The 18,171-nt window shown below is 65.5% G+C and carries 7 protein-coding genes; all 7 read right to left on the bottom strand.

Annotated features, from left to right (window positions below; all coding sequences use genetic code 11):
* Positions 1-50: 50 nt before the first annotated feature.
* Genes GQ651_RS15180 through GQ651_RS15150 form a run of 7 tightly spaced genes read right to left on the bottom strand, consistent with a single transcriptional unit; the run spans position 51 to position 18,018 of the window.
* Positions 51-755, bottom strand: coding sequence for a cyclic nucleotide-binding domain-containing protein (locus GQ651_RS15180; protein WP_160765045.1), 705 nt, complete (start codon positions 753-755; stop codon positions 51-53).
* Positions 756-794: 39 nt separating this feature from the next.
* A complete protein-coding gene (locus tag GQ651_RS15175; protein ID WP_160765044.1) occupies positions 795-2,900 on the bottom strand; it encodes a hypothetical protein in 2,106 nt (701 codons plus the stop codon).
* A gap of 11 nt (positions 2,901-2,911) precedes the next feature.
* Positions 2,912-4,801 carry a Kelch repeat-containing protein gene (locus GQ651_RS15170; RefSeq protein ID WP_160765043.1) on the bottom strand — a complete coding sequence of 630 codons (1,890 nt, stop codon included), beginning with the start codon at positions 4,799-4,801 and terminating at the stop codon, positions 2,912-2,914.
* 16 nt (positions 4,802-4,817) lie between these two features.
* Positions 4,818-8,825, bottom strand: coding sequence for a hypothetical protein (locus tag GQ651_RS15165; protein WP_160765042.1), 4,008 nt, complete (start codon positions 8,823-8,825; stop codon positions 4,818-4,820).
* Positions 8,822-10,909, bottom strand: a complete 2,088-nt coding sequence (locus tag GQ651_RS15160; protein WP_160765041.1) for a hypothetical protein — start codon at positions 10,907-10,909, stop codon at positions 8,822-8,824. Before GQ651_RS15160 ends, GQ651_RS15165 begins: the two co-directional genes overlap by 4 nt.
* The gene (locus GQ651_RS15155) at positions 10,906-15,819 is read right to left on the bottom strand and encodes a DUF6603 domain-containing protein (RefSeq protein ID WP_160765040.1); all 4,914 of its coding nucleotides are present in this window, start codon (positions 15,817-15,819) and stop codon (positions 10,906-10,908) included. The genes GQ651_RS15160 and GQ651_RS15155 overlap by 4 nt, the downstream gene beginning before the upstream one ends.
* Positions 15,820-15,855: 36 nt before the next feature.
* Positions 15,856-18,018: a hypothetical protein gene (locus GQ651_RS15150; RefSeq protein WP_160765039.1), complete on the bottom strand. Its 2,163-nt coding sequence runs from the start codon at positions 18,016-18,018 to the stop codon at positions 15,856-15,858.
* Positions 18,019-18,171: the final 153 nt, after the last annotated feature.

Raw genomic sequence — 18,171 nt, 5'->3', positions numbered from 1 at the left:
CGGTGCCTGACTGCCGGGGGACAAGCCCCTTCTGACGCCTCGAACGAGACCTACGCACCTCTGGCGCGCCCCGACGCGCGGGCATTCGCCTCGGCCAGTTTCTCGCGGACTGACCGGCTGAGCGCCTGTTCCAGAAGGGCGCTGAAATCGGAATCGCGGCGGCCGAGCGTCAGGAGCGCGCTCCGCGAAATGACGAAGGCGCGGGATGGCGCATCGACCCTTACCGTGGCCGAGGCGGGGCCGCCCGCCTGCACGTTCATCTCGCCGATCAGGCCGCGCGACAGCGTCGCGACACTCTGCCCGCCGCTGACGACCTCGGCCTGCCCGTCGGACAGATAGACCAGGTTCGCAACCGGCTCGCCCTCGCGGGTGATCTCGGTGCCGGGGTCGAACGTGACCCAGTTGCCCCGGTTCAGAAACCGCCGTCCGAGAGGTTTGGGCATGGCGGGGAAGACGTCATCGATAAAGGCGCGCTCGTCGGGGTCGAAGCGGACCATCGCGTTCAGGATCGCGCGACGGCTGAGGCCAACCACGCTGATCACGATCCATGTCACCTGAATGATGGCCGAAGACATGTTGAAGGCGGACATCAGGCTGGCCAGCACGAAGCAGGCGGCCAGAAGGTTCAGAACCGAGTAGAGACTGCCGCTGCCGAGTATGACGCCGAACTGCAGAAGCACGTAAGAGCCGAGATAAAGCCCCACGCCGATATACCCGGCGATCTCAAGCGCTTCGGGCGACATGAGTTTGTCCATGCCTGATACCTTCTCTTTCCTCGGGCTTCGGGCGACCGCTCAGCAATCGTTGACCTTCTCGCCACCCGCCACTGCAAGGTCACGCCCCTTGAACCCTTCCGGCAGCAGAACGTTGTCGAAGGGTGTCATGATCACATCCAGCCCGTCGGTCTGCCCCTCGATGATCCTGAACCGGCCGGGCGACCAGATGCAGTCGGTATTTACCCGGTTGGCAGACGACAGGACCAGATCCCAGACATTGCGGTCCGAGCCCACCAGGTAGAGCGCCCCGTTCCTGGCGGCGTGAAGCGTCATCTGCGTCCCCGAGGGCCAGCCTTCGATAACGTTACCCGTCACCGGTACGAAGCTGCGCGAAGACGCACCTGGCCGGGGACTGAGCCCCACCAGCTGCCTGCTCGCCGTATCGAGGTAGTAGCCGATATCGTCGGCCACGACGACGCGCGCCGAGCGGGGTGTCAGACTTTCGCCCGGCCCCATCGTCAGAATAACGATGTCTGTGCCCTGCCCGCTTTTCCAGTCGGCGGCGACCACGGTCCAAGTGCCGCCCCTGTCCGGGGGCATCAGCCGGGGTATCAGAAGCGACTTGTGCTGGTTTGGACCGGGAACGACACCGTCGGGGACCGGCTGACCGAAAACGCCGACCTTGTGCCAGCGGTATTCCAGTTCGTCCCGGTCCTCGATGTCGGTCAGCGGGTTCTCGTAGGCGGCGAGCGTTGCGCTGCCCGGCGCGCCAAGGTCGGGTATCGTGGCCACGTAGACCCATTCGGACTGGTCCCCGTCCTGAATGACGACGGGCGCGTGTAGGATGGGCTCGCTCGCAAGTGACAGGTCGTTTGGGAAAGGCAAGGGCGCATACCGCACGCCCCCCGTCGCGGTATCCACCGCCAGAAGGCCGCAGGCGGGAATGGCGGCTTCGGGGTCATCGACGCAGCCCTGCGTCGTCACCACATACACCCAGCGCCCGGTCGGGCCCACGGTCGCGACACTGACCTTGCCCTCGCGCATGGGGACGCGCCAGAGCGTCGCAAGCCTTGGGTTAAGTCCGATGAAGTGCTGGCCGCTGGCGAAATAGAGGCTGCCGTCCGGCCCGATGGAAGGGTCCTCGTTGGGAAGGACGTCAGCCGGTGTCGGCGGTCTTACCGGAAAGGAATCGGCCCCCTGCCGGTAAGTGACAGGGTTCCACTCTTTCGCGTCCGGCTCGAGATACCAGGCTGCGGCCGAGGCCTGCGAAACCGCATAGATGCGGTCCGTGTCCGACATCAGCAGGTCTGTTCCCATCGCGTTGGCCGGCGTGACCTTGGTGTCACCGTGTCGCCAGCCCGTCACCCTGACCCGCAGCGATCTGAGGAAGCCCGGTGTCAGCGAATAGAAAAACGGGGGCGAGAAGATCACGTGATAGGCATTCTCGACGAAGGGGGCGTCCCACTGGACCGACGCAGGAAAGCGGACATAGTTGCCCCCCTCGGGGTTGCCCGGCCGCGCGCCATAGGGAGAAGATAGCCCCTCCAGTCCCACGGACTGGATGCGCTCCTGCCCGGCCCCTTGCATGGTCAGTTGCAGGCGCGGACGGAAAGACGCGATTTCGGCCGTTTGCCCGTGCCAGACGCGCTGCGCGTTGGTGCCGCCCACGGTCTTCAGCGTTATGTCGACATCGGGGGCCTGATTGCGTGCGAAGGCCCAGTCAAGGCGGCGGAAGTCGAACCGGGTGATCTCGCCCTGTTCGGGGTCAGATCCGTAAAAGACGATCTCCTGCAGCGCAGTGGGCAGGGAGTGGTTATGCTGACCGACGGTCGCGGTCCGGGGTTTGGCGGATAATTCTATCTCCGCCTCGCCACCTCCGGAATCCTGCCGCCGCAGGATCAGGTCGCCCGAAATCACACGCCATTCGCCGGGTCGTTCGGGTATCTGGAAGCTCAGCGTTTCGGCGTTGTTGAGAAGAGTTGTGAAGGTCTCGCCCTCGCCCTCGTCGAGATAGACGCCGGTGCCGTTGGTGATGTCGCTGGTATCGAGAATCGTGGTCACCCAGGTTTTCTGCGGCTCCTGGGCGAAGACGGGCGCGGAAGCGGTCGCCACGGCGCATAGACAGCCGAGAAGCGCGCGTGCGGCGGGCCGCAGCCGGCCCGGTACGAATGGTGTCGATCTCATGATGTGCCCCTTCACAACAGGATACTCAGCCGGACGGGCGGCTCTTTCTGGAATAACGGGCTGACCGACCAGAGATAGAGCCGCCCCTCGAACGATAGCGACCTCAGCCCGAAATGCGCGCCGGAAAATGTCTGCCAGCCCCGGCCCACGTCGACCCGGTGCCAGACTTTGTTCTCGTCCTTCAGTTCGAACATGTACGAGACGGTGGTGTTGCCCTTCTCGCGCTGGTCGAGGAACGTGGCCAGCACGACGACCCGATCCGTGCCATCATGCCGCGAAGTCGTTCCCAGCGAAGCCCCGAGCGGCCCGCCCGGAGAAGGAAGGATGTCGATCTGCTTGTCCCAGGTCTTGCCGTCCTTGCTCATCCAGATGTCATTGAAGTCCGTGCCCGAGCAATTCCCGCCGAAGAGCCAGATTTCGTGGCCATCCTTCGTGTTGCACACGGTACAGGAATGCCCGCGCCGCGCCGTCCACGGGGCCGTGGCGTAGACCTCCCAATCCCGGGTTTCGGGCTGAAAGACCAGCACGTCGCTGAAATAGGAACGGTTCTGCTTTTGAAATCCGCCGATCACCAGAAGCCGCTCTTCGCTGTCTTCGCCGGCCACGACCACGCAGGAATGCCCCGCCCGGCCGAGCCGCTTGTCGGGAGGGGTCTGGACATTGTCGGGCAGCGGCGCGACGTCCTCGCGCCGCCAGCCTGTCTCGCCTGTGTCCGGATCGCGCCCGTAGGACCAGACATCTGCCCCGTCGCGGTTCATGTCCACGCTGCTTCCGCCCACGAGCCAGATGCGGTTCTGATAGACGACGCCGGGGCTTGTCTCCATTCCGCCCGATGAGCGTCTGCCGACCATTTCGCGCGGAAACAGGCCGTTCTCTGCGGGCACCCAGTCGTCGAGCCCGCCGGCCGAGAACCGCAACCCGACCTTGCGTTCACCCAGATGGAAAAGCCCGTAGAGCCCCACCTGATCTCCGACCCCGAAGGCGGTATGGGCGAAGAGTTGCAGAGGGCTTTCATCCGCGAAGGTGATCTGGTTCCAGCCCGGCGCGAGGACCTGCACAAGAACCGTTTCCTCGATCCGGGCGTCGGGTCGGACCCCGCCATCGGGATCGGGAAACGTCACGCGAAGCCGGTACGTGGTGGTGATCGAGGGAAAATCGGTCAGAACGCCGTGGAGCGTACCCGCCTCGGCATCGATCGTCACGCCCGAGCCGCCTCCCCGTCCGCCATCCGAGCGGGAGAGGTCAATCGGCACACCGTTCCTGAGAACAGCTACACGGGCGTTGCTGCGTTGGTCCTCGTCGGGAATGGCCAGAAGAAACGACAGTTCGACCGGATCGCGCCCGGCATGGGAGACGACATCATCGCTGGACCGGAAATAGACAAGGCTGGCACGGTCCGCGCTTGGCGGGTCCTTCACGATGTCGACCGTCCGGCGCAGAATCGTCTGCCAGACACGGCCTTTCATTACCTGCACAAGGACACAGACCTGCGCGGTGCCCGGCGGCACCGACAGCGGAAAGTCGGCAAAGTGGAACACAAGCCGCTCATTTGCGGGCAAATTCCGGCCCTTCGAGTTGGTCCACCACGCCTTGAGCGGCAGGGGCAGACCGCTTTCGGCGGTATCCTCGAACAGTGCCGGGTCGACCGAGCCGAGATCGCTTGTCGTGCCGTTGAGGTTGAAAACCGTCTTCGAGGGCAGTTCGCCCGCGGCAAAAAGAGCAGCAGCGTCCTGTGCCACCGAAACCAGCATCGTCACCCGGACCGTTGCCTCGGTGCCGGTATTCGTCACAGCGATTTCGACGCTGTTCCCAGTGCGTCCACCGCCACCGAAGTCCAGCTTGACCTCGCCGAGCGACACGTCGAAGTCCGCGCCGGCGGCGGTTGTCATGTCCCAGGTCATTCTCGGCCCCTTTTCCTCAGTTTCCGTTCAGCGTGATGTCGCGGCGGACCCACTGCCCCGCCCCTTCGGCCCAGAGCGCAAGCCGCGTGACGCCTCCGCCGGTGTCCAGATCGCACTGCTCCGGCAGATATCCGGCGAATTCGGCAAGCGGAGGCGTATCTTCCGGCGCGTCGGCATTGACGATCCGTATCCGCTCGGCATGTTCGACCGTCCACCTCAGCCGCACACGACCCGGCCCGCTGCCGCCGGGATCGGCGGCGAAGGCCCGTATCCGCACCGGCCGCGCAACCAGCCTGAGCCAGCCTTCCGACAACTGCCGCTCCGCCTCCGAGCGGACCGCCCAGGTGCTCGCCTCGGCGATCTCGTCTTCCAGCCTGAAATCGCCCACATCGGGAGCGTACCAGGCCCAGGACCACTCGCCGTAATCCCCCGACGGCCGGGGCATGGCCACGGCATCGCCGGTGCCGATGACAGGCGCCACCTGAAAAATCGAGGCAACAGGCAGGCGCGCCCCTAGGCTTTCCGGTTCGGGCAGCGACAGCGTTCCGCGGGGCAGAAACCCCGTGACCGCGTGGATATGCGCCTCGGGGTCCATCAGCGCCAGAAGCGACAGTGGCGCGTCCATTCCGATCTTCAGCGCCTGTTCCCCGAAATTGCCGGGCACTTCCGGGTGATCCGGGCCGAGCGGGTTCCAGGCAGGCATCAGCACCGGCGCATCGTGCGCGAAAACGCCGATCAGCCCGTCCTCGCGGTCGAGCGCATCGCCCAGCCGGACCGGCCAGCCCTCTGGCACCGCGCCGATCAGAGGGCCGTCGCTCTGCAACTCGAGCCGAAGCCGGACAAGTGCAATCGGGCGGCCGGTCAGAATGCTGGCCGCGCGATCCTCGTCCGGCACCGCGCGGTCGATGCGGGCAGCGGTACGGTTGATGAGTTCGGTCAGATAGTTGCACTCGGCCGAGCCGAGGCGGCACTCGTGTGTCGCGGGGTCTATCACCCAGTCGCGGAACCTCAGGAGGTCGGCGTCAGTCGCCTCGGGCGCCGTCGTGCCTTGGGCCTCAATCCTGGCGGGCGTGTCGTCCCAGAGATACCCCCCGTTGCCCTGACGCTGCAAAGCGCCCACCGCCCGGCCCGACGCCGTGTAAAGGACAAGCGACGCTTCGAGATGGTTCGGCACAATCCAGCCCGCGAGCGGCGAGCCCGCATCCCGCCCCGGATCAAGCTCGAAAGCAAGCCGCATCGGCTGAACGAAGCCGGGCGAAAAATGCGCGCGCTGCGTCTCTGTACCGGACGCGGGGGCCGCGACGACCGGTGCGGCGGCCTGCACCAGCACCGCGTTATCGGCGCGGGGTTTTGTCGCGACGGCCACCGGCAGCCCCACGGAACGGCCGAAACCGTCGATGATCCTGACCTGACGGAGTTCCAGTGCGCCTGCCCGTATCGCATGTGCCGGGCGCGGCGGCTCGGTATCCTGGTGGAGGGGCGCCTGCGTCCAGTCCAGAAGCTTATGGACCGGATCGAAGGGAAAAAGCGCGGGGCCGTCGTCATCCGGGCCGGGTGCGAGATCGAGATCGAAGGGTGGAAGACGAAGCACGCTCTGCACGCCGCCAAGCGCCTTTGCAAAACCGTCGAGCATCTGCGCGCGGACCGGGCGTTCGGCCAGATCCTCCCGCAGCCAGTGCATCGCCACCTCGCCGCCAAGAAGACTGGTCAGCCGTCCTATCCGGCTGTCCACATTGGCCGCGAAACTGGCCGAGAGGACCGCTGTTTGCCGGATTTCGGTCTCATGCGGAACGGCATTGCGCGAGTCTTCCGTTTTCGGCGCAAGCGCGCCGTCCGGCCCGATCTGCCAGCCCGCGTCCACCGGTCCCGACAGGTCGGCAGGATGCCAGGCCGCGCGCCAGGCCAGAAGAAGCGGCGACCAGCCGTTGCCGCCATTGGCCACGGCGGCGGGGTCGGGCGGGATGCCAAGCGACGGACCAGAGCCCTTGTCCGGCACGGGCGGCGAAGCCGGAGCAAGTCCGGTCAAGTCTGCCTCGCCGCCTTCGTCCGCGCCGGCGCTGGCCAAGGCCTCTTCTTCCGGGTCGGGCGGCGGCGGTCTGCGGCGCGCCGCGTCATCCAGTGCATCCGACAGAAGGCTCTCTGCCGCGTCACTGTCGCGAAGGCCCGAGAGCCGCGCCATCCGCGCAACGAGGCCGCGGTCGAACAGAAGCGCCTCGTCCAGAAGTCGCGTGGCGAGCGGGGCGAATTCCGGTGCCGCATCAGACCCGAGCACGTCATCGCGCAACGCCGCGCCCGTCACGGCGCCCTCGGGGCCGCGCGCGGGCTTCAAGGTCCAGCCGCCCAGCACCTGATCCTCATGGCGCCATTCCTCGGGTCCATGGGCCGGAGCGCCGTTCATCGGCGACATCAGCGGGCCCGATATCGCGACGGCGGGCTCGGCCGGGGTCCAGAACGGCGCCGCTTCCGCGGCGACCAGTTCGAAGCCCGCAGCCTTCCCGGCCAGGCCAAGAGGGCTGTCCGCCACGGGGTCGCCACCCTCTGGCGGCGTCGCCACCGGACCGGGATACCCAAGCGCTATCGTCGCTTGGCCCCGCTCGGTCCCGAGTGCCTCCAACTCGCTGGTCAGAAGCGCAGCCGCCGCGTCATAGGCGCTTTGCGCGGCGCCGGTCGGTCCTGTCTCGGTGTACCCGGTGACCATCGCCTTGCGGGTCCAGTCGGTCCAGAGGTGGAATACCTCTTTCCGACGCGCGGCCAAAGCCCGTTCCATCCGGTCGATCGCCGACACTTTCGCGTTCAGCGCGGCAAGTCGCACGGCAAGGTCGGGCGGCACGCGGCTTGGGGCAGCCTCGGGCGGGAGGGACGCCTCCGACGGTTTGTTTTCATAGGCAAGAGGCTTGAACGCGTAGACCGTACCACCCGGCCGTTTGTGGAACCGGCGGGTGTGCAATTCAGTCCTGAGCTTCTTCAGGGTGACGTCTTCTTCGATCAGCCCTTCCTGAAGCGCGGTCAGAAGCTCTTCCGACTGCTCCGACTTGCCGAACAGCGCTGAGAGCGCCTCATGGGGCGTTGAGCCGAGAGCGATGTGATGCTTGCCCGATTGTATCCGGGCCAGCGCGTGTCCGCCGCCGGTGTCGTTGCCCTCGGCCCCGTCCTGCCAATCAAGCCCGTGGACCGCACCGTGACAGAGCACGCGCCCGGGGATTTCCCGGGTCCCTGCGCCCGTCCAATAGGCATCGCCCGCGGCAAGCCAGTCGAGAAACGCCCGCCGCCGCGCTTCGGGCGTCTGGCCCCGGGCTGCCTCGAACCGCGCCAGCGGATCCTGCTTGGGGTCATCATACCAGCCGGCCACAACGTAGCTGAGACGAAGATCGCCCCCCTTTAAATCGTCGGGGCATGGCGCGGGATCATGAAAGCCGAAGCTCCGCCGGCAGGCGGTATAGCCAGCGGCAAAAAGCGGATCGCCCGGCCCCACCGCGGTCAGGGGTACCGGCGCGGGCCGGGACACGGCGTCGCGCGCGGCAAGCGCGGCATCCGTCAGAACCCGCTTTTCTGTCTCCTCGTCGATCCGAAATACATCCTCGCGACCGCCGATGCGCAGCACCCTGAGCGCCGGGCCCGTCGTCTCGACAGGCCAGGCCACGCCCTCGGGGTCCTCGACATCGCCCAGCACCAGCCACGCATCGAGCCGCGCCGGCACCTCGGGATCGGGGCCATGGGCGATGCGCTGGACAAGCCAGCGGTTGGGCGCTGCATCGAAAGTGAGCTCTGTCTCGTCATCCTGACGCCCCTGAGCAAGAGCGGAAGGCAGATGGAAATGCAGATGCACGCCCTCGGGATGCAGCGACGCGACCTCTCCGTCGATGGGATCGCGCATCAACTCGGGCCCGAAGGCATAATCGCGCAAGAGCGCGGCATAATCCGGGCTGGTATCCGCCCAATGACCCCAGCGAGACGCACCTCCGCCGATGACCAGCGCCTCGACCCGGACAGGCGCGAGAAGGACGTTGCCCGACGGGAAACTCATGGAGCCTTGACCCAGCGGACGATGGTCTGTGCGGCCTCGGTCAGTTGAAGCGCAAGGTCACCCGACCCGAACGACGGTGACGCCTTGGCAAGCGAGGCCAGCCCCTTGCCCAGCCGGGGCATGTCGATGACCCTGCCATCCGCGCCGCGCATCGGCACCCTGAAGCCGGGAGCCTCTTTCCCGTGCGGTGCGCCGGTCTCGGGATCCCGCAGCACCGATTTGAAATAGCCGCCCGTGCCCTTTTCCGCCCCGTGGTAGACGGCCTCGGCGGGGGGGCAGATTTCGACTTCGGACAGGGCGCCATCGAAGATGCAGATCAGCGTGTCCGGCGCGATCCGGTCGATCCTGAGTGGCAGCGCGGGCGTTTCACCGATCTTTGCGTGCATCTCGAGCCCGTTCCAGTGGGCGACCAAGGGGGATTTCATCAGAAAACCCGACAGCGGCCATTTGAGCGCGACCTGCCGCTGCTTCTTGACCGCGTCGGGCTGCGTTCCTTTTGCGGCGGGCGCGATCTTCGGCTCGGCCTCTGGCGCGCGGCTTCGGACATCGGGCGCGTCGGCAAGGGCGGTATCCATAAAGCGCGCACGGATCCATTCGTCGATCATCTGGTCGCCTGACGTGACCCGCCCGACGCTGCACGCTCCTTCGAGCAGGCATTTCAGCCAGTTCGGATCGACCTGGAAGAACCGGAGGCTTCGGTCCGGCAGAAGCCGCGCATCCGGCACAAGGTAGTCGTAAGGCACCCGATAGAGCAGCATGAGCCGCGCCAGCCAGCGCGACACTTCCGCCGGCGGGTCGAGCGCCACGCCTGTCTTTTCCTGCCCGTCCTTGCCTCCGGGAAGCCAGACGCCGCCGGAATATCTGTCCGCGTCCGGGACGGGCGCATCGCCCTTTGCCAGAGCCTCGGCCATCTGGCGGCGCTCGCTCTGTCCGATGTCGCCGCCGAGAAGCCCCCCCGTCATCTTCCGGCCCGCAAGCGCATTCATGTCCGCCCGGACGGTATCGCGGAACCGGCGCATGGCGGTTGCAAAGCCCTTGTCCTGAAGTGCCAGAAGGCGGCCCAGTTGAAACGCTGCTGCATAGGACGTGTCGAACATTCCGTCCTGCGGATCGTAGCGGAGCGCGGCATCGGGCGAGCCGCGGAAGACCGTTTGAGCGTCGGGGCCGGCATAATCCACAGGCGTCAGCGGTCCGCGATACCACGACACTGTCCGGTCGCCGTGGCGCATGGCGTGGGGCAGCGCGCAATAGCCCTTGGCAAAGGCATCGCGCACATGAGCCTGCTCGGCGTCCTCGTCGCCCGCCGGCGCGGCCAGCGGAATGGCGTAGGGACCACCGCTCAGCGCCGCCGCCTCGCCAGCGAGCCCGGCCTCACCGGTGCTGGAAAACTGCCAGTCCGCCAACAGATCGAGCGTGACGGTCGGCTCGGACGTCTTGGGCTTCGACGCCGCATCGGCGGCCAGAAGGTCTTTCTTGCCGGCAAGCGAAACCAGAACGGCATGATTGCGCCCGGTGGCCTTTGGCCGGGCCGGGTCCGGCGTTTCGGGGAAGCGATTGGCAAGCACCACGGCGAATGTGCCGTCCGACATGAAGAACGGCGTTTCCTTGGCGCCGGTATCCACGCGGCGGACATGGGCGATCCAGTTCAGATCGTCGGCGGTGGGTGCGATCCGCCGGAAGAGCGCGCCGTCGAACGTGATCTCGCGCCGGCCGTCCACGTTTCGGATATCGACCGCGCCCTCGTCGCCCGCCCCGATCACCAGAAGCGCAATCGCGCTTGCCTCGTCGGTCTCGCTGCGGGGCGCGTCGGTCAGCGACATGTCCCATGGCAGTGTCGGGCGCATCAGAACGATATGGGGCAAATGCCCCTCGAACGCGCCGGATGCACCCTTGGGCGGGTAGACCGAATGCAGGTCGGTCGGCAAAAGCGCACGGACCGGCTCGCCCACATGGAACTCGATCGCGTTCCGATAGGGGGGTGTCGCAGAGCCGAGCGCCGCGACCGCGTGTTCCGCCGTCAGGCGGTAGCTCCCTTGCGGCAGGACAGGACGCATCGATGAGAGGAATTCCACCTTGCCGCTCATGCCGCCTTGCCCTTTCGCTCGGTTGAGGCGCCAAGGGGCGTGACCACCACACCATCACTCTGGAAATAGACCGTGCCAGCGGCGAGGCGGTCCTGCATGTACGGCAGCGACGCGTCCTCCGGCAGGCTGAGGCCGGGCGAGACCGCACCCAGTGCGGCAAAGGTTGCGCGGCGCCGTTCGGCCCCGGCGGCGAGGTCTGCGGCGGTCAGGGGTGTGACCTCTCCGCTGCGGGTGGGTGCAGGGAGAGGCTTGGGGATCGGCCGCGCGTCAGCCGCTCCGGCAAGGAGCGCGGTCAGCAGAATAGTGGTCCCGTCCGGCGCGGGCGTCTTCGACGCGAAGGTGATCGTTGCACTCATCGCCGCCTGGACGACACTCGCAGCCGCCTTGGCCGGGGGGACCATCTTCATCTGCTCAAGCGGCGCTGCGACCTCGCCCCAGAGCGCCTCGGGAACCCCTGTAGCTTCGGCATGGGCGGTGGCGCCAAGGTCCACGGGTGTGCCGTCGAGCGTGGTCAGGATCAGGCGGAGCGGCGCGTCGAGACTGCCTTTCGCCATAGGCCGGATTCCCAAGGGCGTTGCCGGAATGTCCTGGCGCGCCTGCTCGACACCGTTCAGCGTCAATTCCGTAATCGGAATGGCGGTGCCCACGGACAGTTTGAGCACACGACCATCCACCCGCGGGGCCGCGTCTTTCCCCGGCTCGGCCAGCAGCCCCCGGGCAATCCGCAAGGGCAAGGTTTCGGCGTCGTTCCCCGGCAGGAAGGCCGCCTTGAACTGCGCCGCCGTCAGCGGTGCGGCGGCTGTTCTGCGCTGACCGAATCCGATGGTGAAGGTGATGATGGCGATCCTGACGCGCACCTCGCCCGCAAGCGGAGGCCCCCAGAGCTTCAATCCCACCGACGCCTCGGCCCGCGCAGTCCCGAGAAGCATATCTACTGCCACCCGGAGACGGATACCGATATCGGCGCTGTAGGCGAGCGGCTCCCACCGAAGCAGGAAATGCGCATGAGCGACGAAGGAGGCCGAGATTTTTCCCGACTTGTAGGCGGCCTGGAACTTGCCCCCCAGCATGATGCAGGACGGTGTCAGCGCGAAATAGAGCTCGGACGAGAACGAAAGCGCGCCCGACACACGCCAGCTTGCGCGCAGACGCGGCACCTGCGGGAAATGCGGCGGCGGTATGAAGGTCGGCGCATAGCCGCCGAGGGTCACCACGAACTGCCCGGCATGTTCTGGGCCGAACCAGATGAAAAAGGCGAATCCGCCGGTCAGCTTGCAGTCCTTCGACAGCACGTAGCTGACATCGGTGAGCCGGCCCTCGACCGCCAGCAGCCCGTCGGCGGGGCGGTAGCTGGCCCTGATCGCAAGCTCGATATTCGCGACCGGATTTCCTTTGGCGCCACGTGGCAGAGACATGCGCGAGAGGCCCAGAAGGCCGATCTCGACCTCTTGCCCGAAGGCGACCGTGACCAGAACCGCCGACTGAATGATCTCGAAAGACGAGAACTTGATCCCCGCCGCGACCCAGTACTGGTCTGCAGCCGGCGCCACGTAGTGGGCCAGTGCCTCCATCGCGGCCGAGACAGAGGTGGCCGGGTCGTCCATCTTGATGAAATCGGCATCGAACGCGGCGCGGATCAGCGGGAAATCCTGTACCTTGTCGATGGCGGGCAAGGTGAGCCGCCGGTTATAGCCGAAGCCCGCCGCGATGCCCTGTACGCGAAAGAACGGCGGCCCGCCCAGCTCGGCATGAAGCGCGGCGAAGATGAAAAGCGACGGCTGGCCGCCCGTTTCGGTATAGGCGCCGAAGCCGGATATGGCGAAATCGGCAGCGCTGAGGATCGCCGCGCCTTCATAGGAAACGACGCCGTCGACCTTGCGTCGAAGGAACCCGCCGGCCAGAGACACTTCGCCCCCGTCATAGGCAAGGTCCAGCCCGTCAAGGCCGAAGGTCGGGTCGGGCGCATCCTTGTCGACGATCACTTCGAGGTGGAAGCCGTTCAACCCGAGGCGTACCGGACCCAGCCCGACCGAACAGTCGATTTTCAGCCCGACGCGGCCCATTCCCTTGCCAGGCCCATAGCTAAGACCCAGGCGGCTGACGCTGAGTGGACCGATTGTCTTCCCAATAGTAAAGGATTTTTCAAGCAATGGTGTATTGTTGCCCGGGACTTCTTGCTCGGGCATCTCGCCCTTGGGCGGCGCGGACGGTGGACGCTCGCTCTCGTCCGCGGTGGCGCCGCCATCGAGCAGGAGCGGCATCGGCTCGGCGCCGCCCGTCAGAAGCCCGACCGACAGGCTCAGGCCCGGCTGCATCGCGGTCGCACCTTCCTCTCCGCCCGGAAGCGCGCCATCCGGGGACAGGCAGGCATTGATCGCCGCGACGTCCTCGGAACTGAGCGCGGCGGTGGTCCCGAAGAACGAAAACCGGTCGACACCGATCTGCCCCGACCCGAGAAGCCCGCCGATGGGCAATGCCGACAGATCGACCGTGGCGGCATCGAGATCAAGAGACACGCCCGCCGCGAAAGCCCCCTTGCCGTCTTCGTGGCGGTAGGCGACGAAGACGTGGTGGAAGCCGATCTCGACGCGCGGCAAGCCGTCTGCGAGGCCGGCTGCGACCGGTTCGATCACATCGTTGAGCGACAGTTTCTCGCCACCCTTGGGCGCATATTCGCAGACCAGCAGCGTCTTGCCGTCGTCGTAGTCCAACTCGCCATGGACCCAGTGCGGTCCGATCAGGAACTCGACTGACAGGTGGACCTTGGGCTTGGTCACACCGTCTTCCGTCTGTTTCTTGACCTCGACATGCAGGCGCAGGTCGATGTCGGTGCCGTCTTCGACGGTCCAGCCTTCGAGGGTGAATTTCAGGTCGCTCGAGGCCTCGTCCCGGCCGCTCGCTGTGAAGGACACGGCGACCGTTTCGATCACCATTTCGGACAGAAGCGGCGGCAACGGTTCGTGGTGATGGAACCCTCTGAGAAGCGCCCCGATGTCAATGGGCGCTTTGGTCCTGCCGCTGACCGACCAGGCATTCCCGGCCCCGTCATAGCTGGCCGCGAGCGCGAGGTAGACGCCGCAGAGGCGCATGTCCACGGACAGATCGGCGCTGAAATCCTTGCCGTCCTTGGCAAGCCTGAGCCGGTTCAGGGCAAGCGTCAGCGTCCCTTCCTCGGCGCCGGTCCATGACAGCACGTCCCAGGGATCGGTTGAGAAGGCGTCAAGAGCATAGGTGTCCCGCCCCGGCGCGGCGCTGAGGGTGACTGAACCGAGTGTCGCACCTTGCATCCCTTCGCCCAGCCGGTCCGGCGGCTGGCCAAGGATGCGCGACAGCGCGTCGGTCAGGCTCATTCCGCTTGCTGCGCGGCCCGCGAAGCTCCAGCCGTCAGGGCCGAAATGAGCCTCGACAAAGAAAGAGAGCCGGGATTGTCCGGCGTCTTCCAGATGCATGCCGCCTTGCAGCCCGAGCAGTGCCGTGCCGCTCTCTACGGTCACAGACACCGCGAAATCGTCCAGATGCCAGCCATCCCTTCCCGGCACCGCCAGCGTGTCGGCGCCGGGATGGATATCGAAGGCCAGCGCGAATTCGGCCGCTTCGAGATCGCCGCTGACGAACAGATCGCACCTGAGCGCCCGCAACTTGTCGAGAAGCGGACCTTCCGTGCCGATCATGCCGGCGATCAGTGATCCGATCGGCGCATTCTTAATGCTGGCCCAGACCGCGAAGTCCGGGATCGAGACCGCAACGTCCAGCTCTGTCTGGGCGCCGGTACGGCCGAAGTGGACGGCTGCTTCGATCACCCCGTGAAAAGCGCGGTCGTCGGATGCGGGCCGATCCACCCAAAGCGACAGCGTCGGGCTGAGCGTCGCCATATCCTCGACCAGGACGAACGGATCGCCCTTTTTGGTCACTTCGAGCCCGGCGGCGAGCACGGTCTCGGCGGCCGCAGCGCCGGGATCGAACAGGAGCCACATGTCGCTGACGGAAATGTCCAGAAGGTCGGCCACCACCTTGTTCGTGAAGACGCCGTCGTTTCGGTCGGCACCGATCAGGTCCACGACATCTCCCATTGTCAGCGTGTCCTGAAGCCGCGCCATGACGGTGCCATAGTACAGGTCGACCGCAAGGCTGGCTTCGATCGTTCTGTCACCCGGAAGATCGAGCGCGATCCCGAGGCGTTCCTCGCACCCGCCGGCGGGATCTTCGGCCAAGGGCACACTCAGGCCCGGTGCTGTCGGATGAAACGTGACCCCCGTCAGCGACAGGTCCAGCGCGCCGGGCAGAAGTTCCGGCCAGGAGAGATCAAGGTGGAGGGGACGCAGCCGATACTCTTTCTCGGTTTCCCAGATACGCAGACGCCCGCCAGAGGCCGGGATATGCCCGTCGACCCGCGCGGCGCAGAGCGTCTCGGTCGTCAGCCCCGACGAGAGCTGTGACCCAAGAGCGTCAAGGAAGCGACCGCCTGCCGCGGAAAACGAGACGCCTGCGCCCTGCGGGGCAATCGGGGCGGCCCCTCCGGGCAAGGTCAGTCCGGGCAGATCGAATGTCGCAATGCACAGGAAATCGACCCCGACCGGCCCATGGAACACCGCCTGATAATAATCGCTGTGGGCGTCGATCATCCGGGACAGGGCGGCGTCGAGGCCGGCATCCGGAGCGCCCCTTGTCAGCAGAAGCGCGGCGTCCGGCTGCGCCCCGCCTGTCCAGAGCACATCCGCCGCGCCAAGCCTGAAATGGGCCGCGGACCCGGATGCACCGAGGTCGATGTCACCGGCGCCCTCGCCGAGTTCGCCATCCTCGCAAAGGTGATCGAGAAACGCGGCGAGCGCGGCGTCCGAGAACCCCGCCGCCCCTAACCGGGCCAGAACCGTCCTGCGGAACAGGTCGAGCGCCGGCCTCTGCTCAGCCATGGTCGGACACCCCGCGGATATTGCGCCGCGCCCAGGTCAAGTCTGCCGCGAGTCCGGCTCTTCGGTCTCCGACACCAAGCTGGAGGTGTCCGAGCTGTCCTCGCTGTCGGTGTCGCTATCGTAATAGCTGTCAGGCATCAGCGATGGCACGTCGGTCGGGCGCTTGCGGCGTCGCCGCATCTTGCGCTTTCCCTTCGGATCCTTTTCGTCGGCGTCGGAGCTTTCCGTGTCCGTGCTGTCGCCATCGTCGGAACGGCTTTTGTCCTTAACGTTTCTCAGGACTTTCCTGCGCATGGCGATCGCGAAGGCCCAGCCGATCAGGAAATGGAAAAAGCGTCTTCGCTTCTTCTTGTTCTTTCCGCTTTCCAGGTCTTCCAGACCAAAGGCGGAGAGAAGTGTTTTTCCGATTACCTTCCCGTAGACATCCCGGACCCACGCCGGGTCAATTCGATCCGCTCCCGATGCCTTCTTTTCAAGATAAGCCCCGCAGAACTGGATCAGCCGATCGGACAGGCCCTCTTCCGGTGTCTCGATGCCGCGTGCCTTCTGGCCGCTCAGGATGAAGAAATCGAGATCGAGGAGCGGGATGTCAGGAAGAAGCTCCCACGCCGAAGGCAAATCTGCACTGCCGAGAGGGTTGTAGGCGTCATCGATGGCATCGAGAAGCTCATTCAGATCGTCGACGAAATCGATGGCCTCGGCCGGCGCCTTGATCTTTTTCTCCTTTCGGATCGTGCGGGAGAATTCCAGCCAGGGCGTAAGATCTTCGTCGTCATACCCGTCCGGGAAAACCGGGTCGCGATCGGCGTCCTGAAGCGTCCGGGCCGCATCCAGTTGTTTTTTCCTAAGTGCCGGACGCAGTGCCTGCGGGCTATGACCGAATTCTGCATCCTTTACGTGGCCTTCGACCTTCTCGAAATCCAGTGGCCGCCCATCCACCAGCGGCGTCGCCATCAGCCCGGCCTCATCGAAGGCATAACGGGCAATGAGTGTTGTCGTTTCCTGATCAATCTTGTCCCTGATCATCCGGTAATGCTGAAGCTTCAGAAAGTCGCTGCGCTCGGCCCAGGCGGAATTCTTTCGGTCGATGAAGAGTGACGTGCTGAAAAGAGGGTTGTCATGGGCGAACGGGCTCGGTCGGACGGCTCCGCCAACCCCGCCCCTGGCCGCGTAGTAATTGATGCTCTTCCGGATGCTTTGGCTTGCGGCCGTCCTCTGGAACTGAAGCGCTTCGGTGAATACGCCGGCCAGCGCGCCGCCAAGGCTGTGTCCGACTGCGTGAAATGTTCCGATCCCGGCCCCCTGTTCGTCGAGGGTTCGGCAGATGATCTCGACCGCGAAATCGATTGCCGGAAGCGCATTGTCCACGCATCGGGCATAGCCGAGGTGGTTGCGTACCGGTTCTTTCGCAATATCCGGGAAGACCTGAATCTGCCTATTCATTTTGGCTTTGGCGGTTTTTTCCTCGTTCATTCCGAAATTGGTGACGTAGTCGGGATGCCCCTCGTTGGTGTTCATGACTCCCGAGCGATACTTGCCGCTGCGCGAGCCCCGGAACACGACAAAGAGGTCGTAGAGGTTTGCGTCGTCACGCTTCCGCGCCAGGACATGGCCAAGAAGGCCCGACATTCCCGTGTCGTTCGCACCCAGAAGCCCCATCTGCCCTTCGAAGGCGACGAGCAGGTCGGTTGCGCCCTGCCCGCCTCGGCGTTCGCGGCACAGCGCTGTGAGGTTGTTCTTGTTGACAACCTCACCGGGAGCGGTCGGATCGAATTCGCCTTCGCTGACAATCCAGAATTCGGCAATGCGCCGCGTGATCTCCGGCGGCGTCACGTAGAGGACGAATCCTTCCTTATCTCCGTTTTGCCGCGACACACCCGGTCTCCAGGGCGAAACGCGCCTGTAGTCCTGAACGATCGTTTCCAGCGCAGGGTTGTGTTGCCGCGTGCTGCCGACAAGAAAGTCCGCAGGCCCGCGGTAGCGCGAAACGCCGCTTTGCATGTTTTCTGCGCGGTAATGATCCCGCATGCCGCTCAGCATCCCGGTACGATAAGCCTCTTCCCGGCTGGTGCTGCTGGCAAGCACCCTGATCTGTTCGCAATAGGGATCGAAGGGCCGGACCAGCGCCTGAGAATGCAGTTGATATGCGAGGATGCAGAGGTCGAGCAGATATACCGGCGTGAACAAGTCGTCTTCCATTCCGCCGAGGCGTGATTGAATGGGTGCCGCCGGCCCTCTCAGGAAAGAGATCAAGTGCCTTTACGTCAAGGGAAAGTCACTTGGCATGTGTTCAGGGCCCATTTTAAAGCCACGCCAGGCGTCCAGGACGCCCGGACCCGCGAGAGTCGCGTG

It is taken from the genome of Kangsaoukella pontilimi (genome assembly GCF_009830125.1).
In the GTDB taxonomy this organism is placed as follows: Bacteria; Pseudomonadota; Alphaproteobacteria; order Rhodobacterales; family Rhodobacteraceae; genus Kangsaoukella; species Kangsaoukella pontilimi.
Note: the sequence above shows the minus strand (reverse complement) of the source record. Positions and strands in the feature narration are given on the sequence as shown.